The 24813-nt window shown below is 69.8% G+C and carries 24 protein-coding genes and 1 pseudogene; 17 read left to right on the top strand and 8 right to left on the bottom strand.

Annotated features, from left to right (window positions below; all coding sequences use genetic code 11):
• Nucleotides 1-42 precede the first annotated feature (42 nt).
• Both ASF08_RS05135 and ASF08_RS05130 read left to right on the top strand, forming a co-directional pair.
• Nucleotides 43-1014 (top strand): PfkB family carbohydrate kinase, encoded by a 972-nt coding sequence (locus ASF08_RS05135; protein ID WP_200931830.1) that lies wholly within the window; start codon nt 43-45, stop codon nt 1012-1014.
• 88 nt (nt 1015-1102) lie between these two features.
• Nucleotides 1103-1585: a hypothetical protein gene (locus ASF08_RS05130; protein WP_056142196.1), complete on the top strand. Its 483-nt coding sequence runs from the start codon at nt 1103-1105 to the stop codon at nt 1583-1585.
• Here ASF08_RS05130 and ASF08_RS05125 read toward each other — a convergent pair.
• Complete coding sequence (locus ASF08_RS05125; protein ID WP_056142194.1) at nt 1576-2406, bottom strand: hypothetical protein; 831 nt, start codon at nt 2404-2406, stop codon at nt 1576-1578. The genes ASF08_RS05130 and ASF08_RS05125 overlap by 10 nt on opposite strands.
• Before the next feature lie 91 nt (nt 2407-2497).
• Nucleotides 2498-3166: a LuxR C-terminal-related transcriptional regulator gene (locus tag ASF08_RS05120; protein ID WP_187273511.1), complete on the bottom strand. Its 669-nt coding sequence runs from the start codon at nt 3164-3166 to the stop codon at nt 2498-2500.
• A gap of 348 nt (nt 3167-3514) precedes the next feature.
• On the opposite strand from ASF08_RS05120, the gene ASF08_RS05115 reads away from it, so the two are divergent.
• The 12 genes and pseudogenes from ASF08_RS05115 (at nt 3515) to ASF08_RS05065 (ending at nt 15536) form a co-directional block, all read left to right on the top strand.
• Complete coding sequence (locus ASF08_RS05115) at nt 3515-4102, top strand: hypothetical protein (protein WP_018043946.1); 588 nt, start codon at nt 3515-3517, stop codon at nt 4100-4102.
• Nucleotides 4103-4105: 3 nt separating this feature from the next.
• A pseudogene (locus tag ASF08_RS26110) lies at nt 4106-4896 on the top strand (AAA family ATPase); the annotation flags it as partial.
• Between the two features lie 17 nt (nt 4897-4913).
• The gene (locus tag ASF08_RS26105; RefSeq protein WP_338011742.1) at nt 4914-5297 is read left to right on the top strand and encodes a hypothetical protein; all 384 of its coding nucleotides are present in this window, start codon (nt 4914-4916) and stop codon (nt 5295-5297) included.
• Between the two features lie 66 nt (nt 5298-5363).
• Nucleotides 5364-7388 (top strand): AAA family ATPase, encoded by a 2025-nt coding sequence (locus tag ASF08_RS05105; RefSeq protein ID WP_056142187.1) that lies wholly within the window; start codon nt 5364-5366, stop codon nt 7386-7388.
• Nucleotides 7389-7407: 19 nt separating this feature from the next.
• On the top strand, nt 7408-8787 hold the full coding sequence (locus tag ASF08_RS05100) for a hypothetical protein (protein WP_056142184.1): 1380 nt from the start codon (nt 7408-7410) through the stop codon (nt 8785-8787).
• On the top strand, nt 8784-10145 hold the full coding sequence (locus tag ASF08_RS05095) for a hypothetical protein (RefSeq protein WP_056142183.1): 1362 nt from the start codon (nt 8784-8786) through the stop codon (nt 10143-10145). Before ASF08_RS05100 ends, ASF08_RS05095 begins: the two co-directional genes overlap by 4 nt.
• On the top strand, nt 10142-11521 hold the full coding sequence (locus tag ASF08_RS05090; protein ID WP_056142179.1) for a peptidoglycan-binding protein: 1380 nt from the start codon (nt 10142-10144) through the stop codon (nt 11519-11521). The genes ASF08_RS05095 and ASF08_RS05090 overlap by 4 nt, the downstream gene beginning before the upstream one ends.
• A 9-nt stretch (nt 11522-11530) precedes the next feature.
• Nucleotides 11531-12859: a hypothetical protein gene (locus tag ASF08_RS05085; protein ID WP_056142176.1), complete on the top strand. Its 1329-nt coding sequence runs from the start codon at nt 11531-11533 to the stop codon at nt 12857-12859.
• Nucleotides 12860-12903: 44 nt separating this feature from the next.
• A complete protein-coding gene (locus tag ASF08_RS24575; RefSeq protein ID WP_244474459.1) occupies nt 12904-13725 on the top strand; it encodes a hypothetical protein in 822 nt (273 codons plus the stop codon).
• Nucleotides 13726-13810: 85 nt separating this feature from the next.
• On the top strand, nt 13811-14008 hold the full coding sequence (locus ASF08_RS05075) for a hypothetical protein (protein ID WP_018043941.1): 198 nt from the start codon (nt 13811-13813) through the stop codon (nt 14006-14008).
• 147 nt (nt 14009-14155) lie between these two features.
• Complete coding sequence (locus ASF08_RS05070; RefSeq protein WP_018043940.1) at nt 14156-14575, top strand: lysozyme inhibitor LprI family protein; 420 nt, start codon at nt 14156-14158, stop codon at nt 14573-14575.
• Nucleotides 14576-14699: 124 nt separating this feature from the next.
• Nucleotides 14700-15536 carry an alpha/beta fold hydrolase gene (locus ASF08_RS05065; RefSeq protein ID WP_056142173.1) on the top strand — a complete coding sequence of 279 codons (837 nt, stop codon included), beginning with the start codon at nt 14700-14702 and terminating at the stop codon, nt 15534-15536.
• A 66-nt stretch (nt 15537-15602) separates the two neighbouring features.
• On the opposite strand, the gene ASF08_RS05060 is transcribed toward ASF08_RS05065, so the two are convergent.
• The 3 genes from ASF08_RS05060 to ASF08_RS05050 all read right to left on the bottom strand — a co-directional run bounded on the left by ASF08_RS05060 (nt 15603) and on the right by ASF08_RS05050 (nt 18808).
• Entirely contained in the window at nt 15603-15995 is a 393-nt protein-coding gene (locus ASF08_RS05060) for a response regulator transcription factor (protein WP_056142170.1), read from the bottom strand.
• A gap of 201 nt (nt 15996-16196) precedes the next feature.
• Nucleotides 16197-16868 (bottom strand): response regulator transcription factor, encoded by a 672-nt coding sequence (locus ASF08_RS05055; RefSeq protein ID WP_056142167.1) that lies wholly within the window; start codon nt 16866-16868, stop codon nt 16197-16199.
• Nucleotides 16865-18808, bottom strand: coding sequence for a PAS domain-containing sensor histidine kinase (locus ASF08_RS05050; protein WP_056142164.1), 1944 nt, complete (start codon nt 18806-18808; stop codon nt 16865-16867). The genes ASF08_RS05055 and ASF08_RS05050 overlap by 4 nt, the downstream gene beginning before the upstream one ends.
• Before the next feature lie 694 nt (nt 18809-19502).
• On the opposite strand from ASF08_RS05050, the gene ASF08_RS05040 reads away from it, so the two are divergent.
• On the top strand, nt 19503-21161 hold the full coding sequence (locus ASF08_RS05040; protein ID WP_056142157.1) for an FAD-dependent oxidoreductase: 1659 nt from the start codon (nt 19503-19505) through the stop codon (nt 21159-21161).
• 263 nt (nt 21162-21424) lie between these two features.
• Here the strand turns inward: ASF08_RS05040 and ASF08_RS05035 are convergent, their stop codons facing one another.
• From ASF08_RS05035 to ASF08_RS24570, 3 genes are all read right to left on the bottom strand, one after another.
• Complete coding sequence (locus ASF08_RS05035; protein WP_018043932.1) at nt 21425-21670, bottom strand: hypothetical protein; 246 nt, start codon at nt 21668-21670, stop codon at nt 21425-21427.
• A gap of 184 nt (nt 21671-21854) precedes the next feature.
• The gene (locus tag ASF08_RS05030) at nt 21855-22478 is read right to left on the bottom strand and encodes a response regulator transcription factor (protein WP_018043931.1); all 624 of its coding nucleotides are present in this window, start codon (nt 22476-22478) and stop codon (nt 21855-21857) included.
• Between the two features lie 35 nt (nt 22479-22513).
• Entirely contained in the window at nt 22514-22786 is a 273-nt protein-coding gene (locus ASF08_RS24570; protein WP_156629466.1) for a hypothetical protein, read from the bottom strand.
• On the opposite strand from ASF08_RS24570, the gene ASF08_RS05025 reads away from it, so the two are divergent.
• Together ASF08_RS05025 and ASF08_RS05020 are read left to right on the top strand one after the other, a co-directional pair.
• A complete protein-coding gene (locus ASF08_RS05025; protein WP_156629465.1) occupies nt 22769-23665 on the top strand; it encodes a helix-turn-helix domain-containing protein in 897 nt (298 codons plus the stop codon). The genes ASF08_RS24570 and ASF08_RS05025 overlap by 18 nt on opposite strands.
• A gap of 210 nt (nt 23666-23875) precedes the next feature.
• On the top strand, nt 23876-24808 hold the full coding sequence (locus tag ASF08_RS05020; protein ID WP_244474458.1) for a helix-turn-helix domain-containing protein: 933 nt from the start codon (nt 23876-23878) through the stop codon (nt 24806-24808).
• Nucleotides 24809-24813: the final 5 nt, after the last annotated feature.

The following is a 24813-nucleotide window of genomic DNA, read 5'->3' as shown; positions in this document are numbered from 1 at the left end:
TCACACTCCCTCCCTTATATGACCTTGCGAGGGACTGGCCACATGGGAAGCGCCTTCGTGCTCGGCAGTTTCGTCACGGCGGGCACGTTCCGGGTCGACCGGCTTCCCCGTCCCGGCGAATCGCTACTGGCCTCCGCCGTCGTCTGGGAGGCGGGCGGCAAGGGGTTCAACGTCGCCGCCGGCCTCAGCCGCCTCGGCGTGGAGGTGGACGGCCTGATCCCGGTCGGCACCGACCATCTCGCGGCACTGGCCGAGCCGGCACTCGTGCGGATGGGCCTGCCGGCCTCGATGATCCGGGTCCATCCCGGCCCTACCGGCATCGGCGTCGGCTTCGTCGGAGCCGATGGCGAGAACTGCCTCGCGGTCCATCCCGGTGCCAACCTGCTCCTGTCGCGGGAGACCGTGCGGGCGGCAACGGCGCGCATCGCCTCCGCCGCGATGGTGCTCGCGCAGTTCGAGATCGGCGACGGCCCCATCGCCGAAGCCTTCGCGATCGCCCGCGCCGCCGGCGTCCCGACCCTGCTCAACCCGTCGCCGTTCCGGATGACGAGGCCGGAGACCTTGGCGGAAATTCTGGCCTCCACCACGATCCTCGTGGTGAACGAGACCGAGGCGGAGGCCCTTTTCGGATCCTTGTGCCCCGGACAGGCCGGCACCGGGACTCTGCGCGCGGCGGCGGAGGAGCTCGGGCGGGTGCTGTACGAGCGCGGCGTCGAGGCGCTGGCGATCACCTTCGGCGCGGCCGGGGCGAGGATCGTCCTCGGCGGTACGACGATCCTCGATCAGCCGGCCTATCCGGTGGCCGCCATCGACACGATGGGTGCCGGCGACGCCTTCACCGCCGGCCTCGCGGCCGGGCTCGTGGCGGGCAGGCCCTGGGATGCGAGTTGCCGGATGGCGGCGGCCTGCGGCGCCCTCATGGTGACCCGCGCCGGAATCCTCGACGGCTTGCCCGATCCGGGGGAGGTGACGGCCTTCCTCCGCGCCCACGTGCCCGGGACGGCGGCCCCATGAGCCGAAGACCATGACCCGCGCAAGACCCTGACCTGCGCAAGACCCTGACCCGCACCGCGTTCGCGCGCGCAAGACGAGGAGCACATTCATGGCTGTGACGATCCGTGCCCTGGACCCTTCCTATGCGACGCTGGGGATCGCCCTTCACTTCCTCGCCCGCCGCGCGCCCTTCTCCGGCTTCCGCTTCGGCGACCTGACCCAGACCGTGGACGACCAGATCCGCCGCGGCCATGCGCTCTTCGCCTTCGACGACAGGCGGGTCGTCGGCTATCTCGGATGGCATCTCTACAGCCACGCGGAGGCCCGCGACTTCGCCCGGACGGGCAAGCCGCCACCCCTCGACCGGCCCGACGGCGCCGATGTGGCCTGGGTGATGACGGCGGCCGCAGCCTTGCCGCAGACGCTGATGGCGCTCGTGGAGGCCGGCAAGGCCCTGAACATCGGCCGCCGGGCGATGGGCGTGCGCTACAGGACAACGGGCAAGCGTGTGATCTTCGATCAGCTGATCGCGCCGCGCCGCGCGACGACGGGCGCGGTCCGGGATGAGGATGGCGCCCGACCTCAGCGATAGGCGCCCTTCGCCTCGTCGAACGCGAAGGTCCTGGCATCCCGGTCCGTCGCGGGACGGACCTTTCCGTCCTCGCCACGGACCGTGCCCGTGAGGGTGACCCGGACGGGAGGCCATGCGAGGGGCTTGAACGACTCCTCCGGCAGGATCTCGAGCCGGCCCTCGCTCTTGCCCATCCGGCAGGGCTCGCCGTCATCGGTATCGCAGGCGGCGGTCTCGTCGGACCCGGCGGGGACCTCCCCCGCCACGCTCCAGCGCAGCGGCACCTTGCTGAATTGCAGCAGGAGAAACGAGAAGCTGCGCGCGCCCGCCGCTCCATACGAGGTGAGGCGCAGGCCCATCACCAGGCGCACCCGGTTCACGGCCCTGGTCACCGCCCCGAGACCCTCGTCCACCTGCGGAGCGTCCCCGTTGCGGTTGCCGGTGCCGATGCGCCCGATCTCGGTCTGCACACCCTTGAGGCGCCAGCGCGAATCCTCGAACGCGAAGGTCGCCGCCGCGACGGTCCGCCGGTTGGGCGTGTCCGCGTCCTCACCCGGCGCCGGCATCGTCGCGAAGCCCGTGAACCAGGTCCCGGTGGCGGCGGGGATCATCGCCCCGTACCAGAACGCCGCCGGGCGGCCGTCCTTCATCCGGCAGGTCCCGGTCTCCGTGCGCGCCGGATTCCCGCAGATCGCCGCCAGCACCGTCTCCTCGGGCGGCCCGACGAGGTCCGGATCGGCCGCGGCGGGGGAGACACCACCGATGGCCGAGGCCGCCAGAGCCAGCAGCGCCGGCGCGCTCACGCGGGCCGAACGCCCGCACAGCCCCTTCAATCGCTTCATGCCCTTCGATCGCCTCATGGGGCCGAGCAATGCCACGGGCGCCGCCGGTCCGACACCGGGACAGATGTACGATGGCCGGGACCGGGGCCGGTCACCCGCACACCCCGGCATCGGCCGCCTTCGCCGCAGCCGCGGAACGGGAGGTGACGTCGAGGGCCCGCAGGAGCGCCGAGACATGGACCCGGACCGTGAACGGGGAGATGTCCAGTTCGCGGGCGATCTCCTTGTTGGTGTGCCCCATGGCCACGAGGCGCAGGACGTCGCGCTGGCGCTGCGTCAGGGCCGGCAGGGGAGAGCGCGGCGCGGAGAGGCCCGAGGCGAGGTCGCGCCGGATCACGAATTCGCCATTGCGGATCGCCGAGATCGCCCGCGCGATCTCCTTCGCGGGCAGGGATTTGCGGATGAATCCGTCGGCGCCCTCGGCCATGACCGCGCGGATCACGGCGTCGTCCTCGATCATCGAGACGACGACGATCGAGGCCCTCGGAAGCTCCTGGCGCAGCGCACCGATGGCGCGATGGGGATCGAGGCCGGAAAACACGGGGTCGAGGAAGACGATTTCCGGCGGCGGCCCCGCGCGCGACAGCGCCAGAACCTGTTCCAGCGTGGCGGCCTCCTGCACGAGCGCTTCCGGGTAGAGCCGTTCGGCGATGTGCACCATCCCCGCGCGGAACAGCGGATGGCCATCGGCGACGATGATCGTCTCTTTCACCGTTCCACTCACTCCACTCCCGATCACAAGATCGGACTTAGCCCCCATGCGACCGGATTGGCTGCCTAGAGCTGCGCCCGACCACGTTGGGTCGGGGCACATCTCTAGACCTTTGTTGTGCCGCGCTCTTTTTCGCCGAACCGGCATCCACTTCGGCGGAGAGCGCTCTAGTGCCAGGCAAGGGGCAGGAGGGGTCAAGGCCAAGGCCATAGGTCATGTGTACTAGTAGACCGGTTTTTGGCGGGTGCATAGAAGCTCGAACGAATAACGAACGCATCTTCGCCGAGAATTTTTAGAATAATTTTAATTCATGCGATGAGCGATGTTCGTGCGAAAGACGAAATCCAACAAAAAGCAGCGAATAGGTTGAGTCAGTCAAGATAAAGGGCCGGATCAATGTCGAATACTGAGCACCAGACGCAGGCTCAGGTTAAGGGCGCCGAGAGCAAGGCCGCCCCGTCCGGACCGGGCCCGTCGAAGCCAGCCCTCTCTCCGAGCGTCATCGCCCTCGCGGGCGGCGTCGTGGCGGCGGGCGCCATCGCGGGTTTCCTGCTCCTGAGCGGCGGCGGGGAGACGGCCGGGACCGTGGAGCGGCCGGCCCTGAACCTCGTCAAGACGAGCGAGATCGACAAGGCCGCCGAGACCCTGGTGCCGGAGGAGAAGGAGAAGCTCGTCAGTCAGGCCAAGGCCTGCACCGCGCCCCTCGGCAACATGCGCCTGTCGAAGATGACGGCGAATGCCGGCGGCGTGGTGCGTATCCGGGCGGGCAACTACCTCTCGCCGGCCTTCAACGTCGCCGAGGGGCCGATCAACATCGCGGTCCCGTTCCCCGCCCCCTACGAGGTCGGCAAGGGAGAGATCGTCGTCGAGGGCGCGGCCAAGGACGTCTTCTTCGAGCTGACGCCGGGCCTGAAGATCGACACGACGGGCGGCGTCCAGCGGATCCCCGTCATCTGGAACACCAGCAAGCCCTGCGGAGGCTGACCGATGTCGAAATCCGCCATCATCCCGTTCGTCATCTCGGGACTTCTCGTCGCGATCCTGACGCCTTTGCTGATGAGCACGGAGTACGGGCCGGTGGCATGGTGGAACGCCGCCGGAAGCGAATTGCGCTGGCAAGCCGCCATCGGGTCGGCCGCCGCCCTGTTCGCCGCCCTCGGCCTCGTGGTGACGGCCACGGCCGCGCGGCGGGCCGAGGCGGGCCTGGGGCAACCGGCCGGGGGCTTGAGCCTGCCGCGCCTGCTCTTCGCCCCGCGCCGCATCGTCGAGGCGCGGTCGCCGGAAGAGGTCATCGCCACGCTCGAGGGCATGGTCGGCCTCGCGCCGGTCAAGCGCGAGGTCAACGCCCTCATCGCCCGGCTCGAACTGGAGCAGCGCCGCCGCGCGGAAGGCCTCCCTGTCTCGGCGATCAGCCAGCACATGATCTTCACCGGCCCTCCCGGCGTCGGCAAGACCGAGGTCGCCCGGGCGATCGGCGAGATCTTCCGCGCCCTGAACGTCCTGCGCCGGGGCCATCTCGTGGAGGTCGACCGCGCCGGGCTGGTGGCGGGCTATGTCGGGCAGACCGCCGCCAAGACCCTGGAGAAGTGCCAGGAGGCCCTCGACGGGGTGCTCTTCATCGACGAGGCCTACACCCTCGCGGGCGGGGCCGGCGGCGATTTCGGCAAGGAGGCGATCGACACCCTGCTGAAGTTCATGGAGGACAACCGCGACCGGATCATCGTCATCGTGGCCGGCTACACCAACGACATGCGCCGGTTCATCGACACCAATCCGGGNCACCCTGCTGAAGTTCATGGAGGACAACCGCGACCGGATCATCGTCATCGTGGCCGGCTACACCAACGACATGCGCCGGTTCATCGACACCAATCCGGGTCTCGCCGGGCGCTTCACCAAGACCATCGAGTTCCCGCCCTACAAGCCGAAGGAGCTGTGCGAGATCCTCCGGCGCATGGCCGCCCGCCAGCAATTCGCGCTGCCAGAGGGATTCGAGGCGGCGCTGACCCCATGGCTCGCCCAGCGTTCCCGCTCCGACGACTGGTCGAACGCCCGCGAGATGCGCACCCTCCTGGAAAAGGCCCGCGAGGCGCAGGCCGCCCGCGTCGCCCTGGAGGGCGGCGACATGCGCCGCCTGGAGATCGTCGACCTGCTCTTCGCGATCGGCGAGGACGCCTGAGGGCCAGCGCCCATTCCGGACCGCGACACGCACCGCGCCCGACCCGCATCAAGGCACGTCACATCCATGGAACGCCTCGACAAGCATCCCGCCGCCCTCTTCCTGGCCATCGTGCTCGGCGCGACCGCCCTGGTGGTCGCCCTGCGGCCGGACGTGCTCGCCCCCCTGGCGGCGACACCCTCGGCCCTGCTGCGCAACGTTCTGATCCTGGGGGGAATCGTCGGCGGCCTGCTCGCCGCCACCTACATTCCGGCGCGGATCGCCGGCATGCGGCGCGCGATGGATCAGGAGAGGGCGAACCGGAAGATCCGTCCGATCCAGTTCGAGGATGACGGCGCGGCGGTGGAGAAGAAGGACCTCCTCGCCACGGCGCTCGCGACCCTGGACGGCATGGTCGGCCTCGCGCCGGTGAAGGCGGAGGTGAAGGGCGTCATCGCCCGGATGCAGGTGGAGCAGCAGCGCCGCGCCCAGAACCTGCCCGTGGCGGCCATGAGCCAGCACATGGTCTTCACCGGTCCCCCCGGCGTCGGCAAGACTGAGGTGGCGCGGGTGCTCGGCAGCGTCTTCAAGGCGCTGAAGGTACTGCGCAAGGGACACCTCGTCGAGGTCGACCGGGCCGGGCTGGTAGCGGGCTATGCCGGCCAGACCGCGATCAAGACCCTGGAGCGCTGCAAGGAGGCCCTCGACGGCATCCTGTTCATCGACGAGGCCTACGCGCTGGCACCCGGCGGGGCCGGCGGCGGCGATTTCGGCAAGGAGGCGATCGACACCCTGCTGAAGTTCATGGAGGACAACCGCGACCGGATCATCGTCATCGTGGCCGGCTACACCAACGACACCCTGCTGAAGTTCATGGAGGACAACCGCGACCGGATCATCGTCATCGTGGCCGGCTACACCAACGACATGCGCCGGTTCATCGACACCAATCCGGGGCTCGCCAGCCGCTTCACCAAGACCATCGAGTTTCCGCCCTACAGCCCGCCGGAACTCGCCGAGATCCTGCAGCGCATGGCGGCCAACCAGGGCTTCGTCCTGCCGGAGGGCTTCCAGAAGGAGCTGCTCCCCTATGTGAGCGCCCGCTCCCGCGCCGAGGATTGGGCCAATGCCCGCGAGATGCGCACGGTGCTGGAGAAGGCCCGCCAGGCCCAGGCGATGCGGCTCTCCGCCCATCCCGGCGGCGACATCAACCGGTTCGAGCCCTCGGACATCGCCGCCGCCCTCGGCAGCCAGGGCGCCGGCGCGATCGACATGGAGGAGGCGCGCAGGGTCATCGGCCGCCTTGAGGCGATGATCGGGCTCGCCCCGGTCAAGCAGCAGGTGAAGACCGTGGTGGCGCGGGTCCTGGTGGATGCCAAGCGGCGCGCGGAGGGCATCGAGGTCGGCGCGGTGAGCCAGCACATGGTGTTCACCGGTCCTCCCGGCGTCGGCAAGACCGAGGTGGCGCGCATCATGGGCGACATCTTCAAGGCTTTGGGCGTCCTGCGGAAGGGCCACGTGGTGGAGGTCGACCGCGCCGGGCTGGTGGCGGGCTATGTCGGGCAGACCGCGGCGCGGACCCTGGAGCGCTGCAAGGAGGCCCTCGACGGCATCCTGTTCATCGACGAGGCCTACACGCTGGCCGCAGGCGGCGGCGGTGGCGGCAGCGATTTCGGCAAGGAGGCGATCGACACCCTGCTGAAGTTCATGGAGGACAACCGCGACCGGATCATCGTCATCGTCGCCGGCTACACCGAGGACATGAGCCGGTTCATCGACACCAATCCGGGGCTTGCCGGCCGCTTCACCAAGACGATCGAGTTCCCGGCCTACGATCCCTACGACCTCCTCGAGATCCTGCGCCTGATGGCGACCCGGCAATCGTTCCGGCTGCCGGCCCGGTTCGAGACCCTGCTGCTCCCGTGGATCGAGCGGCGCGCGCAAGGCCGCGACTGGGCGAACGCGCGCGAGATGCGCACGCTCCTCGAGCGCCTGCGCGAGGCCCAGGCCCTGCGGCTCTCGGCCGATCCCCTGGGCGATCACGGCCAGTTCGAACTCGTCGACGTCGAGCGCGCCATCGGGGGCGCGGCGCCCTCCGCCACGGCGTCGTGAGCGCATGAGATCCGGCACGATGACCCCGCGCGCGGCCGTCCATGGCAGCCTGTGGTACGAGGATCCCTGGTACAGGCTGGCCTGGCTCGCCCTGCCGCAGGCCGGCACCGTTCTGCTCGCCAACCTGCTCTTCGCCCTCGTGGCGCAGGGCGAATGGGGTCGCCCCGCCACCGGGTCCCGGCAGCGCGCCGCCGAACTCGAAATCCTGCGCGACCGCGCGGGCGGGGAGGGCGACGCCGCCGCGCTGAGCCAGCTCGCGGCCGGAGCCAAGGCGGGGGAGATCGACGCTCAGACCCGGCTGGCGACCCTCTACGATCCCCTCGTCGCCGGAAAATTCCCGCGCAAGGCCGTGCCGAGCGATCGTGCGCGCGCAACCGAGCTCTACCGCGCCGGCAGCGAGGCCGGAGACCTCGTGGCCATGGCACGCCTCGCCGACCTGCTGCTCGAGGAAGCCGGTTCCGAGGACGACCGGAGACGGGGATGCCGCCTGGCCAAGGCCTGGCTCGACCATCCGGCGACGACGCGGGACATGCTTCGCGGGGAGGAGCGCCTGGCCGAGAAGCTCGCCCGCTGCCTCGTCGATGCCGAGAGCGGCATTCCCCAGGATCCGCGGCGGGCCGGCGACCTCATCGTCGACACCCTCCGGCTGAAATACGAACCGTCGATCCGCACCTATGTGCGCGGCCTCGGCCTGCACAAGCCCGCGCTGATCCGCGCGCTGCAGGAGGCGATGGCGGCGCGGACCATCGGCCGCTACACCGGTCCGGTGGACGGGCTCGTCCACCCCGAGACGATCGCGGCGCTGGAACGGGAGGCGGGCCTGCGCCCGTTCCTGCCGGATCCCGCCCCGGAGCGCCGTGCCGAGACCGGCACCGGCCTGACGGCGGAGGAGTTCCGCAGCCTCGCCCAGGCGGCGACCCGGGATCTCGCCGCCCTGGCGCGGGTCCAGGCCATCGCCGACCGGGGGGATGCCACCGCGCTGGCGACCCTCGGCTACCTCTACAGCCCGTTCCTCAACAAAGGCGAGGTCTTCGCGCCGGACGCCCGGCGGTCCGCCGCCAATTTCGAGCGGGCGGCAGCGGCCGGCGCCCGCGACGCCGCCGCCCAGGCGGCGGGTCTCTACGACAAGGGCGCGGGCGCCCTGGAGAAGGACCCGGACCGGGCGGCCTCCCTCATCCTTCGCCAGCTCGAGCTCGATCCGGGCTACCAACTCTTTCTGACGGACCCGGTCTTCGGCGCGACCTGGAGCCCCGCCTTCTGGGGAGCGCTCCAGCGAGCGCTCGCCGCGCGCGGCATCTACACCAACCCGGTCGAGAACCGCCGCAACGACGCGGTCATCGCCGCGATCCGACGCTTCGCCCAGGCGAACGAAACGGCCCGGAGCCCATCGAGACCATGAGCAACGCGCGAGACGAGTGGCTGCGCGCACACGCGGCCCTATGGTACGGCGATGCCCGCTACCGCCTGGCCTGGTTCGGCCTGCCGCAGGTGGTGACGCTGGGGCTGGCGGGGCTGTGCCTGTCCCTGGCCGCGCAGGGGGAATGGGGACAGCCGGCCACGGTCTCGAAGGCGCGGGTGGCCGAACTGACGACCTTGCGCGACCGGGCCGGCAAGGAGGGCGACCTCAAGGCGTTCCAGGAACTCACCGCCGCGGCCACGCGCAACCAGATCGACGCCGCGACCAAACTCGGCACGCTCTACGACCCGCTGACCGCCGCCTATTTCCCGAAGAAGCCGTCGCCCAACGACTTCTCCCGGGCCGCCGCCCTCTATGCTCCCGGCGCCGCGGCGGGCGACCTCCTGGCGATCACGCGCCTGGCCGACGTGCTCCTCGACCCCGCCAACCCCAATGGCGACCTCAAGCGCGGCTGCCGCCTCGCCCAGACCTGGATGGACGACCCGGAGACGCTCAACCGGACGATTACCGGCGAGGAGCGCGTCACCATCAAGCTCGCCAAATGCTATGTCGAGCCCGAGAGCGGCCTGCCGCAGGATCCCGTCCGGGCGGGCGAGCTGGTGACCGCGGTGCTGTGGCGCAAGCACCAGCCGACCATCGACGCCTTCGTCAACAATCTCGGCATGCAGAGCCCGGCCCTGGTGGCGGGGATCCAGCGCCATCTCGCCAAGTCCGGGCGCTATATCGGCCTCGTGGACGGGCGCGCCAATCCCGCCATCGTCACGGCCCTCCAGGTGGAGGCCGGGATCAAGAACACCGTCGCGGCCCCGAGGCCCGAGCCGCGCAAGGTGGCACCGAGCGGGCCGGACCCGGAAGTCACGGCCCTGGCGGGGGCCGCCATGGCCGGAGACCGGGGGAAGATGGCGCAGCTCAAGGCCCGGGCCGATTCCGGCGACGCGGACGCGCAGATCGCCTATGCGCGCCTGTACAATCCGGTGCGGAACAAGGGACAGGTCTTCGCGCCGGATGCGCAGGTCGCCGTCGCCTATTACGAGCGCGCCGCGGCCGCCGGCAACGTCATGGCGGCGGGTGAGGCCGCCTCGATCTACGATCAAGGCTGGGGCAACGTCGCCAAGGATCCGAAGAAGGCGGCCGCCCTCGCCCTGCGCGGCGTCGACCTCAAGGACGACCAGGTCACCTTCTGGCTGTTGTTCGAGGAGGCGGGCAGCTGGAGCGGCCCGTTCTGGGGCGCCCTCCAGGCCGAGCTGACGGCGCGCGGCTTCTACACGCTCCCCGTCGAGAACAAGCGCAACCCCGCCGTCATCACGGCCCTGCGCGCCTACATGAAGGCGAAGTCGTGAGCGGGACCGACCGGCTCGGCGCGCACGCCGCGCTCTGGTACGCGGATGCGCGCTACCGTCTCGCCTGGTTCGCCCTGCCACAGGTGGCGGTCGCCCTCGCGGCCGGCCTGGCTCTCGCGGTGCTGAAGCCCGCCGGGGAATGGGGCAAGCCGGCCGACAGCAAGGAGAGCGAGAAGACCTATCTCGACCTCCTCGACAAAGCCGGCAAGGATGGCGACAAGGCCGCCTTCGACAAGCTGAAGGCCGCGGCGGATGCCGGCGACATCTCCGCCCGCTCGTTCATGGGCGCCCTCTACAATCCCGAATGGGCCGGGATCTACGTCAAGAACCCCGTCAAGGCCGATGCCGCCACCGCCCTGAGCTATTATCAGAAGCCCGCCGATCTCGGTTATCCGGGCGCCCAGCGGGGCATGACCGACCTCCTGCTCAACCGCGGGCGCGGCCAGTACGACCTGAAGCGCGGCTGTCGCTACGGGCTCGCCTTTCAGGCGAACCCGGTGGCGATCCGGAACAACTATCTGAACTCCTGGTCGACACTCTTCTGGATCGCCGGCTGCTACGCCGACGCGGAGAGCGGCGTGCCGAAAGACCCGCAGAAGGCCGCCGACATCTACATGGACACGGTGGCGGCCAGGCTGCCGCTGGCCATAGGCACCTTCACCGACGATCTCGGCCGCCAGCCCCCCGATCTCGTGGCCGCGATCCAGCGCAATCTCGCCCGGCGCGGCTTCTATTCCGGGCCGACCGACGGGGCGGCGACGCCCCAGACCCAGGCGGCCATCCGTGCCCTGTCCGGCACCGCCGCCGCTCCGCAGGGCCGGCCGGCCGATCCGGGCCAGCCGCCGCCCCAGGCGCGCCCCCCGGCACCGGCACCGGCGCCGGCGCCGAGCACCGACGAGATGATGGCGCTCTTCAAGAGCGCGACCACCGACGCCGCCGCCGAGGGGAAGCTTCGCGCCCTGGCGGAGAGCGGCGTATCGGTGGCGCAGTATCTCTATGCACTCCTCCTGTCCCCGGCCAACACCAACAAGCAGCGGATCACCGCACCCGACGCCGCCCTGGCGAGCCGGTATCTCGAACGCCTCGTGGCGGAGCGGTCCTTCGCGCCAGCGGCCGCGGCGGCGGCCTTCCTCTACGATGTCGGCGGCGCCAATTTCCCCCGCGCCCCCGGGAAGGCGGCGGACATGACGATCCGCGCCCTGGAATTGAAGTCCACCGACATCATTCAGAACCTCAGCGAGGACAAGTGGGGCGCCGGCTTCTGGGCCGCCCTGCAGCAGCGCCTGGCCGACCGGAATCTCTATCAGGGCCGCATCGTCGACCAGCGCAACGACCGGACCATCCAGGCGGCGCGCCGCCTCCTCGGCAACCCTTAGGAGATGCGCGTGGCGGCTGATCGCGAACCGAACATTCCCGACTCGCCTTGCCGGCGGGTCGGCCGTTGCCTCGCCCTCCTGGCGGGCATTCTCATGCTGGCCCTCGTCCAACCCGGCAGCGCCGAAGCGCAGATCAAGGTCCGCAAGGCCGATTGCTACGTCGAGGCCGATGGCAGGATCGCCATCAACGGCGTCTGCGAGTTCCTGACCGACGCGCGCAGCTACGGGACGGGCGGGTTCCGTCTCGCCACTTACGAGAACGGCTACCTCCGCTACGGGGTGGTGGTGGCGGTGACGAGCCCCGGAAGCGGCACGGCGACATGGAACGAGACGCCCGGCGGCAAGCCGGACGAGGGCCCCTCCGAAGCCGTCACCTCCGGCGGGGCCTGCTGGACGGGACCACGCACCCGGACCTGCGCCTGGAAGATCGGCGAGGGCCGTCCCGGTTTCGCCGGGGGCGGCGTCGCGCCGGCACCCGGGATCGGCGCGCCCCGCACCGCCGATTGTCTCATCGAGGTCAGGGGCGCGGCCCGGATCGACGGCCCCTGCCAGTTCCGGGTGGATGCCGGACAGGACGGGGCGAGCGGATTCGAGGTCCGCTCCTATGCCAGGGGAGGGCTGGACTTCATCGCGCGGCTCACCCGCGATCCACGGGACCCGCAGAAGGCCACCGCCTCGTGGAATGAGCGCCCCGGCGCACCGCAGGCGACGGCTCCCCTCGGCACCCTGGCGCCCAAGGGGCCGTGCTGGGAGGGTGCGGAGGCGCGTCTCTGTGTCTGGCAGGCCGGACAGCCTCGCGACGCGTCGGACCGGCCCGGTACCGATCCGGGCCGCGCCCCGCCCGCCGAAACGCCGCCGGCCGAGACCGCGCGCCCGGCCTCGCCGCCCGTGCCCCGGGACAATGCGGGGACGGAGACGGGAGAGACACCGCCGGGGATGGTCCTGAAGCTGACCTTCAAGGGCCACTGCGAATCGCTGGTGGTCGATGGCGAGGACATCACCGCGTCCTGCGCCCCCACCGCCAGGAATTCCTCCACCACCGGGTCGGCACGGGCCGAGTTCGTGTTCGGAACCACCGACGACCGGGAGGTCAGCTTCCTCGCATCGGCGAAGGGATGGGTCGAGAGCGGCACCCTGCGTCAGCCCATCGACGAAGTCATGTACGAGGAGCGCGGCCAGAGCCTCCTCGTGAAGGCCAAGGGCGTCTGCGAGATGCCCAACCCCATGGGCGGTCCCGTGGTGATCACGTGCAGCGCCCAGACGTCCAACAGCACCTACACCGTCCGCTTCCGCACGGATGGCGGCAAGCCGGTCCTGGAGCGGTCCAGCCCCGGCTGAGCGCCCGCCACGACACGCCCGTCCCGAAGCCGAGGAGAAGCCCCATGAAACACCGTCTCCCGAACTTGGCCTTGCGATCCTTGGCCCTGCGATCCTTTGCCCTCCGATCCTTGGCGCTCGCCGGCCTCCTCGGGCATGGCCTCGTGCTGCCGGCGCAGGCGGAGACGGAGAACAAGACCGCCCGCCCGGGCCAGCGGATCTTCCTCCAGGGCTTCACCCATTACTTTCCGACGCAAGGATGCCGCTCCAAGGCGGCCCTGGTCGATATGGTCTCGCCACCGCGCGGCGGACGCGTCGAAATACGCCGCGAGTTCAGGATCCTCAGCAACAAGATCGACGAGCGGGGCGCCACGATCCGGCAGGTGGATGGCTGCGAGGACGTGAAGAAGGATTCGATGTCGATCTTCTATACCGCACGGCCCGATTTCTCCGGTCTCGATACCCTGTCCGTCGCCGTGACCTTCCCCGACGGAACGACGGTGCCCTACACCTTCCGGATCACGGTGCCGGAGGGCGAACGCCGCCAGGCTCCCGCCGTCTCGCAGGCGCCCGCACCGCGCGGCAACGGCGCGGGCCAGGCCGCCGGGACCACCGCGACGGCACCGGCGGCGCGGGCCGCCAGCACCGGCGACTTCCTGCGCGACACGGTCCGCGGGGCGACACCCGCGCCCCGGCAGGTGCCGGCTTCTCCGCCACCGCCGGCGGCGAACGCGCCCGGCGCCACCGCCGCCGCCGGCGTGGCAGCACCTCCCGCCCGCGTCGAAGCCCCGCCGCCCGCGCGGATCGAAGCCCCGGCGTCTCCGCCCGCCCCGCGAGAAATGGCGCCCGCGCCCCGGCCCCGTCCCGCTGCCATGCCTCAGCTGTGATGTGTCCCGCCTCGGAATCCGCCGGTCCGAGCGAGCGCTGCCGCAACACCGCCGTCGATGACCTGCCGAGCGGTGCTGTGAGGCGATGACGCAGCTTCTCATCGGGGCGATCGTCGCCCTCGGCGCGATCCTCTCTGTCGCACGCGTGCGGCAGATGCTGAATGCCGCCACGCGCGCGCATTTCCCGCGACGAATCCTGCTGGTCTACATCCTCGTCCGGACACTGATCTTCGGGGCCGTCCTTGCAGGCGGCATCTGGCTGGTGTCCTGGCTGATGCGCTGACGGGGGGACGACCGGCAGCGCCTTGCGGAGCGGGGCGGGATCATTGCAGAACCGGGCGCCATGACGTCCGGCTTCCACGGCCACCTGAGAGCCGGCTTCATACCGGTCAGATCATGGCTGTTCTTGTCTGGAGAACCGAAGATCACAATGACTCGCACACTAGCCTTTCCCGTCGCCGTGATGGTCAGCCTGCTCGGCAGCATCGTCGTCGAGCCGTCCTACGCCGCCGGCATGAATACGCAGACCTATTCACCGGACTACGATAAATGCATGGACAAGTCCGGTGGCGTCACGGCCGAGATGCTGGATTGTGCGTCCGCCGAACTGTCGCTGCAGGACAAGAAGCTGAACGCCGCCTATCAGGCGCTCATGCGCAAATCGACGGACGAGGAGAAGACGGCGCTGCGCGATTCCCAGCGGGGTTGGCTGGCCTACAGGACCGCCTCCTGCAAGCTGACGATGATCTTCGGGGGAGGCGGGACCATGGACCTGATCGCCGCATCGAGCTGCAATCTCGATGAGACGGCGCGGCGGGTGTTCTTCCTGGAAAGCCTGCTCGCCGAATAGGGCCGTCCGGCCGAGGGCATCGGCAATGGCGCATTCGTCCAAGCGGTGACGCGAATCGTCAAGCCGGCTCGGCGCCTTGCTTCCATAGCTCGGACCAGCCCCCTCCCGAACCGGACATCCTCCCATGCCCTTCGTCACCACCCAGGACGGCGTCGAGATCTTCTTCAAGGATTGGGGTCCCAAGAGCGCCCAGCCCATCGTGTTCCACCACGGCTGGCCGCTCTCGTCGGACGATTGGGACGCGCAGATGCTGTTCTTCCTGCATCACGGCTACCGGGTCGTGGCGCATGACCGGCGCGGCCATGGCCGCTCGGCCCAGGTCGATACCGGCCACGACATGGATCACTACGCCGCCGACGCCTTCGCGGTGAGCGAGTCGCTGGATCTGCGCGACGCCGTGCATATCGGCCATTCCACCGGCGGCGGCGAGGTCGCCCGCTACGTGGCCAAGCACGGAGAGCCGGCCGGCCGCGTGGCCAAGGCCGTGCTGGTCTCGGCGGTGCCGCCGCTGATGCTCAAGACGGAGGCCAATCCCGAGGGTCTGCCGATCGCGGTGTTCGACGGGTTCCGCGCGGCCACCGCCGCCAACCGCGCGCAGTTCTTCCTCGACGTGGCGAGCGGCCCCTTCTACGGCTTCAACCGCGACGGCGCGACCGTGCAGCAGGGCGTGATCCGGAATTGGTGGCGCCAGGGCATGATGGGCAGCGCGAAGGCCCATTACGACGGCATCGCGGCGTTCTCCGAGACCGACCAGACCGACGATCTGAAAGCCATCACGGTGCCGACCCTGGTCCTGCATGGCGAGGACGATCAGATCGTCCCGATCGCGGATGCGGCGCTGAAATCGGTCAAGCTCTTGGCCAATGGCACGCTCAAGACCTATCCGGGATTCCCGCACGGGATGCTCACCACCCACCACGACGTCATCAACCCCGACCTCCTCGCCTTCGTGAAGGGCTGAGCCGGGTTTTCGCGACGGCCGACGCACAGGCGCGCCGGTCGCCGCCCGCTCACTGCTTGACGCCGATCACGCCGTCGCATCCCTCGCCGACCCGCCCATCAGGGCGTGCTCCAGGGAGCGGATGATCGTCGCGCCGTCGCACGGCTTGCCCAGGAAGTCGCTGGCGCCCGCCGCCAGGACGGTGTTGCGCAGGGCTTCGGTGGGGAACGCCGTCACGAAGATCACCGGCACCCGCGACCCCAGGGCGAGCAGGCCCCGGTGCATCTCCACGCCGGTCATGCCGGGCATCTGCATGTCGGTGATGACGCAGTCGGGCGCGTCCACCGGACAGCTCTCGAGGAAATCACGCGCCGAGGCGTAGATACGGGCGGTGTAGCCGAGGGAGCGCACGAGGCTTCCGGTCGCCACGCGCACGTCCTCGTCGTCGTCGACGATCGCGATCACAGGCAGAGTTGGCATTCCATTGACCTACGGGTTCGCCTTCCGGTCCCTGTGACCGGCGAGTCTTGGACTGGGAAGTCTTGGCCTGGGAAGTCTTGGCCTGGGAAGTCTTGGACCGGTAAACGTTGGCCCGAGCCGAGATATGGTCCCTCGCACCGTGGGTTGGAATCATACGGAGGTTTGCCGGCCTCCACCTTTCGCTAATGGCCGGCGGATCGGTCACCGCGTCGGCGCGCCGCCGGCATGCGAGACGCCGAGGGCTTCGGCGCTGCGAACCAGATCGGCCAGGGAGCGCGCCTTCATCTTGCGCATGACGTGGCCCCGGTGGATCTTCACCGTGATCTCGCTGAGCCCGAGATTGCCGGCCACCTGCTTGTTCATCAGGCCGGCGGTGACCTGCGCCATCACCTCGCGCTCACGCGCGGTGAGGGTCTCGTAATCGGCCCTGAGATCGTCGAGGGCCGCATGCGCGCTGCGCTGGACCGCGTCGCGCGCCAGGGCGGTGCCGATGGCGTCGAGGAGGTCCTGCTCGCGGAACGGCTTGGCGAGGAAGTCCACCGCCCCGGCCTTCATCGCCTTCACGGTCATCGGAATATCGCCGTGCCCCGTCATCAGGATCATCGGCAGGTCGATCCCCAGCGCGCTGAGCTGGCCCTGGAACTCGAGGCCGCTCACGCCCGGCAGGCGAACATCGACCACGAGGCAGCCGGCGCCCAGGGGGCGCGGCGCGGCCAGGAACTCCGCCACCGACGCGAAGGCGGCGCAGGCGAGATCGATGGAGCGGAGCAGGCCGGACAGGGCCTCCCGGATATCGGGGTCGTCATCCACGACGAAGACGGTCTGCCTCGCGGCCGACGCGCGTGCCGGCCCCGCCGCGTTGCCTCGGATCATGGTTCCCTCTCGGCCGTGGTCGGTATGGTGAAGTGGAAGGCGGCACCCGGATCGTCGTGACCGGTGATCCAGAGGCGCCCCCCATGCGCCTCGACGATCGAGCGGCAGATCGCCAGCCCCATGCCCATCCCGTCCGCCTTGGTGGTGAAGAACGGCTGGAAGACCCGCTCGACGGCCTCCGCCGCGATCCCCCCGCCGCTATCGGCGACGGTGACGCGGACATGCTCTGCCCCGTCCGGCGCGACACGGATCGTGAGGAGGCGGGGCCGTTCGGTGACCGTGGCCATGGCCTGGATCGCATTCACCATCAGGTTGATGAGCACCTGCTGCAACTGCACCCGGTCCCCGTGCACCAGGGTCACGTCGGAGGCGACGTCGCGGATCAGGCGCACGCCGCCGCGGACCATCTCGCGCTCCACGAGAAGGACCGATTCCCCGATCATCTCACGCAGGTCGAGCCAGTCGCGCGGGGGCGGCGTCTTGGCGAGGAAGGTCCGGATGCGGGACACGATCTCGCCGGCCCGGCTGCCGCTCGCCACCACCCGGGTCACCGCGGCCGAAACCTCGCCGAGGTCCGGCGGGCTCCGCCTCAGCCAGCGCAGGGCTGCCTCGCCATTGGTGACGATGGCCGCCAGGGGCTGGTTCACCTCATGGGCGATGGAGGCGGTGAGTTCGCCGAGCGTCGTCACCCGCGCGGTATGGGCCAGCTCGGCCTGGACCGCCAGCAGCGCCTCCTGCGCCTGCTTGCGCTCGGTGATGTCCACGGCGAAGACCAGCACGCCCTCGAACCCGTCCGCATGGGACGGGAACGTGATGCCGAAGAGGATCGGCACCGGATCGCCGGACAGCGCGCGGATCGTGGTCTCGCCCTCGAAGAAGGTCTCGCCCCGCGCCAGCGCCAGCAGCGCCTCGATGAAGGTGGGCTCGTCCTCGAACAGGAGCGCGTCGAGGGATCGCGGCGCCGCAGCGCCCGCATCGGCGCCGATCAGCCGCCGCAATTCGGCATTGGCGTCGACAATGGTGACGCTGCGGCGGAGATCGCGGACGACCTCCGGATGGGCGTGGAGATGGGCGCGAAGAGGCGTGGCCGCATCGGGCGGGACCGCGTCGAGGACAGCCTTCACCTCGCGCCAATCCTGCTGCAGGATCGCCACGCGGGCCGTATCGAAGATGGTGCGGTAGCGCCGCTCGCTCTCGGCCAGGGCCGCATGGGCGCGCTTGCGCTCGGTGATGTCGGTGTTCGTCTCGAGGACCGCGAGCGGCTGGCCGCCGGCATCGCGCTGGAGCGACCAGCGGCTCTCGACGACCACCCGGGCGCCGGACCGCACCGTCTGGACGAGTTCGCCCTCCCACCGCCCGTTCCGCATCAGCGCGTCTCTGATCGCCGCCTCGCCACCGGGGAAGGCCGTGCGCAGGAGGACGTGCACGTTGCGCCCCCGGACCTCGTCCCGGCGCCAGCCGTAGAGGTCTTCCGCGGCGCGGTTCCAGAACGTCACCGTATCGGTGGGCGTGCGCACGAAGATGGGATCGTGGGTGAGTTCGAGCAGTTCGGCCTGCTCCGCGAGGATGCGGGCCGCCGCCTGATTGCGCAGCACCAGGAGCGCGCTGATCGCGATGGCCGCCAGGCTGACCAGGGCGCGCAGCAGCGCCGAATCGCTGTCGAAGAAGCGATGCGACAGGAAATAGGCCACCGCCGTCAGAAGCAGGCAGCCGGACGCCGTCAGGATCACCCCGTTCCGCCGGAACGCCCGCGCCGAGACGAGCACGACGACCACGTAGAGCACGGCCACCGCGCCTTCGAGGGGCGTGAACGCATCGACGAGGAAGATCGCCAAGGCGAGACCGAGGGCAAGGACACCCAGGAGCCGGCCCGTCCGGCGGGTGTCCGGGACGATCCCGGAACGGGGAGGCGAGGGGGCCGCTACGACAGGCGCGTCCATCGCCCCTCCCTGGCCTCGACACGGCACCGAGGCGCCCCGTCGTCCGGCAGGTCGGCACACGGTAGCGTGACGGAGAACCGGGAGCCGACGCCCTCCAGCGACCGGACCGTCTGGCGCACGATCGCCGGACCCTGTGCATGAACGGCCTGACGCATCGCCATCTCCCCATTTCCGGCGGCCTGGACGGCGGATGAATGCCTCGGCCGTTCGAGCGGACCATGAAGCGTGACCGCATGCCGTGTGAACTATACTGTCGTTTATTGGCGAGGGGGCGCGGCGTTCGCGTGGACGACGAAGGGACCGGGCTGCACCGCCGATCCGGCCGGCATCGAGTCATCATGGGCCGGGCCACTCGTCTTGCACGGACGTTCCATGATTTGAACGATCCGCGTCAAGCAGAGCGACGCGTTAGCGAGCCAACGCTTCGCTCTCTGGTGTGTCGCAGGTTCTTGTCGCAGAACCGGGGGCCACTTCTGCGAAACCTGATTCGCCGGAGGACCATCCCTCTTCTTGAGCGCGTCACCCCGGCCGATCGAGCGGCAGCCGGGAATTGGCGCCGGACCGTGCAAAACATCGCGTGATCGGACAAGCCAGGGAGCGTGCCGTCCCTGCAGCTACGGTGGCGGCGGCGGGACGGGACGCCATCCGGGGCAGGGGTGGCAGGTTCGCCTTCGACGAGACGGAGTGATCCGAGATGACCGACCCCCTCCTCCCGGCGGAATCCGACGGCGACGACCGGACGGCGCAGACCTTCCCCCGCCTCGGCGCGGAGATGGAGAGCCGGGTCGCCGACTACGGCATGGAGCAGACCCTGCCGGCGGGTACGCTCATCTTCGCCAGGGGCCAGCGGCGGGTGGATTTCTTCCTCGTCCTCGCCGGCCGGATCGAGATGTTCGAGACCGACCACGAGGGGGCCGCCAGGGTCTTCGTCGTCCACACCGAAGGTCAGTTCACGGGCGAGCTCGACCTGTTCAACGACCGGGAGATCCTGGTCTCCGGCCGAACCGTGGTGGAGACGCGGGTGGTGCGGATCGACCGCGCCGCCTTTCGCCGCCTGGTCACCGCCGAACCGGATATCGGCGAGATCATCATGCGGGCCTTCATCCTGCGCCGGGTCGGCCTGATCCGCCACGGGCGGGGCGGCGTCGTCCTGATCGGCCCCGGCCATCAGCGGGAGACCCTCCGCCTGGAGCGCTTCCTCGTCCGGAACGCCTACCCGCACCGCATCCTCGACACCGCGAGCGACCCGGCGTCCCGCAACGCCCTCGACGGGTTCGGCCTCACCGAGGCCGACCTGCCGGTGGTGATCGCGCCGGGCGCGGCGGTGATGCGCAATCCCACCAACGCGGCGCTGGCGGACGCCCTCGGGCTGACGGAGGCGATCGATCCCGGCCGCGTCTACGACGTGGCGGTGATCGGTGCCGGACCGGCGGGCCTGGCGGCCGCCGTCTATGCCGCCTCGGAGGGGCTCGACACCATCGTCATCGAAGGGCTCGCGCCCGGCGGCCAGGCCGGCACCTCCTCGAAGATCGAGAACTATCTCGGCTTTCCGACAGGGATCTCCGGTCAGGCCCTCGCCGGCCGCGCGCAGGTCCAGGCCCAGAAGTTCGGGGCGCGGCTCGCGATCTCCCGCATGGCGACGGGGCTCGATTGCGGTGGGTCGCCCTTCCGGGTGATCCTCGAGGACGGCACCGCCGTCCCGGCACGCGCCGTCATCGCCGCCACCGGCGCCCGCTATCGCCGCCTGGATCTGCCGCGCTACGCGCATTTCGAGGGGCAGGGCATCCATTACGCCGCCACCGCCATGGAAGCGCAGCTCTGTGCCAGCGAGGCGGTGATCGTGGTCGGCGGCGGCAACTCGGCCGGCCAGGCCGCGATGTTCCTGTCCCGCACGGTGGCGCACGTGCACCTCCTCGTGCGGGCCGACGGCCTCGCCGCGACGATGTCCGACTACCTCGTGCAGCGGATCGCGTCGTCGCCGCGCGTCACCCTGCATACGCAGACCGAGATCACCGCACTCGTGGGCGACGACACCCTGACATCGGTGACCTGGACCGACCGGGCGAGCGGGGTCAGCGAGACGACGGTCATCGGCAACGTCTTCGTCATGATCGGCGCCGTGCCGAATACCGGATGGCTCGCGGACTGCCTCACCCTCGATCCGAAGGGGTTCGTCCCGACCGGCCTGCTGAGAGACGGCACGCCCGCCCTGTCGCCCTACGCCACAGTGGTCCCCGGTCTCTACGCCGTGGGTGACGTGCGCGCGGGCTCGGTGAAGCGGGTCGCCTCCGGGGTGGGGGAGGGGTCGGTGGTGGTCCAGGCCGTCCACGGCTTCCTGCATCCGGAACCGTGAGCCCCGCGCCGCCGGCCGGAACGCGAGACGCTTACTGAGGACGCCGATCCATGCGTCGATGGGCGTGGCGCCGATCGGGCCTGGCGACAATGGGAGCCGACGCCATCCAGGAGGACACGATCGGCCCCGCCGGAGGCGTGGAGGATCGCGCGAAGGGCATCGTCGACACCAGCGCCAGAATGGCCGCGAGAGACGGTCTGATGAGAAGGTTCATGGCCGCTCTCCCGGGTTCGAGGACCGCGCTGGCGCGATGGGTCGGAGGATCAGTCGGCGGGTCCGCCCGAGGTGGTGCCGAAGTTCGGAACCGCGTGGTTGGTCTCGTCGGCATTGCCGCCCTTGGCCGAACTGTCGATGGTCCGGGACGCCTGCGGCTCTCCGAAGGATCGCGGGGCGCTCTCCAGGTCGACCCGCTCGACGATGGTGTGGGACGGACGATGCTCCGGCATCGCCAGGGCAGGGGCCATCAGGCCAAGCTGAAGAAGGGTGATGGAAGCGAGATGCTTGATCATGGTGCGTCTCCTGATGTCGGACTGGTTTCGAGGACAGAACGGAGCCGCTCGAAATCTCTGCTGCAGCCCTGAGTTCATGTCCGGATCTTAGCCCGTCGGAGGATCCTGAATATTATACGGCGGATCACCGGATCGATGCTTAGGTTATGCCTCCTCATACGAAGGTTTCGGCTGCCCCTCTTTCTCAGCGCTGGCGGGTGGCGGCGACGCCGAGTTGATCCGCCATGCGGACGAGGTCGGCGAGGGATCGCGCCTGCATCTTCTCCATGACGCGCCGCTTATGGACCTTGGCGGTGATCTCCGTGATGCCGAGTTCGGCGGCGATCTGCTTGTTCATCAACCCGCCGATGGCGCAGCGCATCACGTCGCGCTCGCGGGGCGTCAGGGTGGAGAGCCTGGCCGAGAGGTCGTCCCGGGCGCGACGGTCGGCGAGCGCGACGGCATCGGCCGCCAGCGCCTTGCGGATGGCGGCGAGCAGAACCTCGGCGATGAAAGGCTTGGTCAGGAACTCGACGGCCCCGCCCCGCATGGCGCGGACGGACATGGGAATCGTGCCGTAGCCGGTCAGGAAGATGATCGGGACCGTATTGCCGTCCGCGCGCAACGAGTCCTGGACGGCCAGCCCGCTCTGTTCGGCGAGGCGCACGTCGAGAAGGACGCATTCGGGGGATCGGCGCCGGAGAGACTGCGCCAGTCCGCCGGGATCTCCGTGCCCGACCGCCGCCAATCCGTCGGACAGGCAGAGGCTCACCAGCGCTTCGCGTAGCACCGGATCATCGTCGACGATATGAACGGTCGCTTCGGGCATGGTTCTCGATGCGCACCTCGCCGATGCGAATACGTTCACCTGATACACGATTTGGGTCGCATGGCGATTGCAAGCTTGACGATTGCCTTCGCCTCGACATGAGCTTCGGCGTCTTCCGATGGCCCATACCCGGCGATCCGCATCGGGTGGGGACTCGGCCAGGCCACCGCGAAAGGACCGACGGCTTCCTCTCGCCCGCCCGGCTCGGCCGCGATGGCGGACAGAGCTCGTCTGGTATCCGATACATCTGTATAATAGCCGTCTTCGCGCACGGCTTGCACGGTGCCGGCATGGATCTTCACCGGCACGGCGCGCACAAGTTCCCGAAAGCCGGTCTCTTCGCCTCGTCGGCGGGGCGGCGTTGGGAGGGCGTCGCCGCGGAAGTCCGGTCCCACCCGGCGGGCGACCTGCCCGCCATCGTCCCGTCCCAGATGGAGATCACCCTGGCGATCCGGCGCAGCCCGGATGCGCATGTCAGCCGCAAGGGGGCCGGGATCCGGCAGCGGACGCCGGTGGAGGCGGGGACGATCTGGCTCTGTCCCGTGGGGGTCGGCGAGGACGACATCCACATCTCCGCGCCCCTCGACGAGATCCTCCACATCTATCTGCCGGCGGAGCGCTTCGAGACTCTCGCGGGGCTGTACGGCGATGCGCGCATCCGTGCCGATACGGTACGCTATCTCGCCGGCGTCGAGGATCCGTTGCTCGCCCAGATCGGGCTCTCGATCCACCAGGAGCTGATCCGGGAAAGCTCGGCCGGCCGCATGATGGTCGAGGCCGCCGCCCTCGCCCTGACGGCGCGGGTCGCGCAGGCTTACGGTCACGACCGGCCGGACACGCGCGTGCGCCCCGCCCCGGAGACCGCTGGCCCGGATCGGATCGACCGCGCCGTGGCGTTCATCCGCGACAATCTCGAACGGGACCTCTCCGTGGCCGAGATCGCCGCCGTGGCGTGCCTCAGCCCCTTCCACTTCAGCCGCATGTTCAAACGCGTCACGGGCAGGACACCCTATGCTTTCGTCAGCGAGGAAAGACTCGCTCGCGCACGGCGGTTGCTGAACGACACCAAGATCCCGCTGGTCGACATCGCCTTGTCGTCCGGTTTTTCGAGCCAGGGCGCGTTCAACACGGCCTTCAAGCGCGTCATCGGCAAGACGCCGGGCGAGTACAGGCAGCATGCCTCATGAATGCCGGTCCCGCGAACAGCAGGATTTGGACACGCCACCGCAGCCTCGCGAAAGACGGGTCCTAGCTTGGCCGTTTAGCATCTCGCCATCGTACGATGGGAGACAGACATGCTTCGAACGCTTGTCCACGAAGGGAATGCGCCGAGTGCCGTGCCGCCGGCGCCGGCCTCTCTCCGCCCCACCCCGACGCACGACGTCCGGTTCGGCGGCATGTCCCATGACTCCGTCCGCCAGGCGAGAATCCGGCCCGACGATTGGTCGGACGGCGCCATCGTCCTCGGCTGGCGGGACGGCATGGCCGGCGGCCTCCGGGTCGACCGGCACGATGCGCTCATCCTCCAGGTCCGGCTCGGCGAGACGGAAGGGCGATCCCCGCACCGGGAGGTCGTCGAGGGGGGCCAGCCCCCGATGGTCCTGCGCGCGGGGGAGGCGATCCTCCATGATCTGCGCCAGACCTGCATCGTGCGAACACCGAAGCGAACCCTCCTGATCGGGCTCGACAATCGACGTCTGAAGCGGGTGGCCGAGGATCTGGGCATCCTCGACGCCGATCCCCTCGATGAACTCGTGCCGGCCTACGGCGCGGTCCTGGCGGACCCCGCCCTGCACAACCTCGCCGTCAGTGTCGGGGAAACGCTGGCGCGGCAGGATCGCTGGGCCGACGTCATCCGCCGCCAGTTGACCCGCGCCGTCGCGGCTCATCTGCTCGGGACCTATACGTCGCTCCAGCCCGCGCCCGAGACGGTTCGCGGCGGCCTGGCTCCCTGGCAGCTCCGTCGCGCCCAGGACCATATCCGCTCCGATCTCGCCCGGCCGATCCACCTCCAGACGGTCTCGGAATCCTGCGGGCTCTCCGTCAGCCACTTCGCGCGCGCCTTTCGCCAATCCACCGGCATCGCCCCCCATTCTTGGCTGACGCGGGAGCGCATCGCCCAGGCCAAGACCATGATGCGGAAGGGAGATCGGACGCTCGCCGACATCGCGCTCGCCTGCGGCTTCGCCGATCAAAGCCACTTCACGCGCGCCTTCGCCAAGGATCAGGGCACGACCCCGGGACGCTGGCGTCGCCGGGTGGAACCGGACTCGCGGCACGCGTCGCGCGATCTTGGCCCGGTGGAGTCGGTGGTCGGCGGCGGTGGCTGACGACC

This window comes from Methylobacterium sp. Leaf85 (assembly GCF_001422125.1).
Lineage (GTDB): Bacteria > Pseudomonadota > Alphaproteobacteria > Rhizobiales > Beijerinckiaceae > Methylobacterium > Methylobacterium bullatum.
This window is presented reverse-complemented; position numbering and strand designations above follow the sequence as displayed.

Excerpts from the sequence above, each read along its gene's own strand:
- ASF08_RS05135 (WP_200931830.1), top strand. The coding sequence starts at position 43 with ATGGGAAGCGCCTTCGTGCTCGGCAGTTTCGTCACGGCGGGCACGTTC.
- ASF08_RS05130 (WP_056142196.1), top strand. The coding sequence starts at position 1,103 with ATGGCTGTGACGATCCGTGCCCTGGACCCTTCCTATGCGACGCTGGGG.
- ASF08_RS05125 (WP_056142194.1), bottom strand. The coding sequence starts at position 2,406 with ATGAAGCGATTGAAGGGGCTGTGCGGGCGTTCGGCCCGCGTGAGCGCG.
- ASF08_RS05120 (WP_187273511.1), bottom strand. The coding sequence starts at position 3,166 with ATGGGGGCTAAGTCCGATCTTGTGATCGGGAGTGGAGTGAGTGGAACG.
- ASF08_RS05115 (WP_018043946.1), top strand. The coding sequence starts at position 3,515 with ATGTCGAATACTGAGCACCAGACGCAGGCTCAGGTTAAGGGCGCCGAG.
- ASF08_RS26105 (WP_338011742.1), top strand. The coding sequence starts at position 4,914 with ATGGAGGACAACCGCGACCGGATCATCGTCATCGTGGCCGGCTACACC.
- ASF08_RS05105 (WP_056142187.1), top strand. The coding sequence starts at position 5,364 with ATGGAACGCCTCGACAAGCATCCCGCCGCCCTCTTCCTGGCCATCGTG.
- ASF08_RS05100 (WP_056142184.1), top strand. The coding sequence starts at position 7,408 with ATGACCCCGCGCGCGGCCGTCCATGGCAGCCTGTGGTACGAGGATCCC.
- ASF08_RS05095 (WP_056142183.1), top strand. The coding sequence starts at position 8,784 with ATGAGCAACGCGCGAGACGAGTGGCTGCGCGCACACGCGGCCCTATGG.
- ASF08_RS24575 (WP_244474459.1), top strand. The coding sequence starts at position 12,904 with ATGAAACACCGTCTCCCGAACTTGGCCTTGCGATCCTTGGCCCTGCGA.
- ASF08_RS05075 (WP_018043941.1), top strand. The coding sequence starts at position 13,811 with ATGACGCAGCTTCTCATCGGGGCGATCGTCGCCCTCGGCGCGATCCTC.
- ASF08_RS05070 (WP_018043940.1), top strand. The coding sequence starts at position 14,156 with ATGACTCGCACACTAGCCTTTCCCGTCGCCGTGATGGTCAGCCTGCTC.
- ASF08_RS05065 (WP_056142173.1), top strand. The coding sequence starts at position 14,700 with ATGCCCTTCGTCACCACCCAGGACGGCGTCGAGATCTTCTTCAAGGAT.
- ASF08_RS05060 (WP_056142170.1), bottom strand. The coding sequence starts at position 15,995 with ATGCCAACTCTGCCTGTGATCGCGATCGTCGACGACGACGAGGACGTG.
- ASF08_RS05055 (WP_056142167.1), bottom strand. The coding sequence starts at position 16,868 with ATGATCCGAGGCAACGCGGCGGGGCCGGCACGCGCGTCGGCCGCGAGG.
- ASF08_RS05050 (WP_056142164.1), bottom strand. The coding sequence starts at position 18,808 with ATGGACGCGCCTGTCGTAGCGGCCCCCTCGCCTCCCCGTTCCGGGATC.
- ASF08_RS05040 (WP_056142157.1), top strand. The coding sequence starts at position 19,503 with ATGACCGACCCCCTCCTCCCGGCGGAATCCGACGGCGACGACCGGACG.
- ASF08_RS05035 (WP_018043932.1), bottom strand. The coding sequence starts at position 21,670 with ATGATCAAGCATCTCGCTTCCATCACCCTTCTTCAGCTTGGCCTGATG.
- ASF08_RS05030 (WP_018043931.1), bottom strand. The coding sequence starts at position 22,478 with ATGCCCGAAGCGACCGTTCATATCGTCGACGATGATCCGGTGCTACGC.
- ASF08_RS05025 (WP_156629465.1), top strand. The coding sequence starts at position 22,769 with ATGGATCTTCACCGGCACGGCGCGCACAAGTTCCCGAAAGCCGGTCTC.
- ASF08_RS05020 (WP_244474458.1), top strand. The coding sequence starts at position 23,876 with ATGTCCCATGACTCCGTCCGCCAGGCGAGAATCCGGCCCGACGATTGG.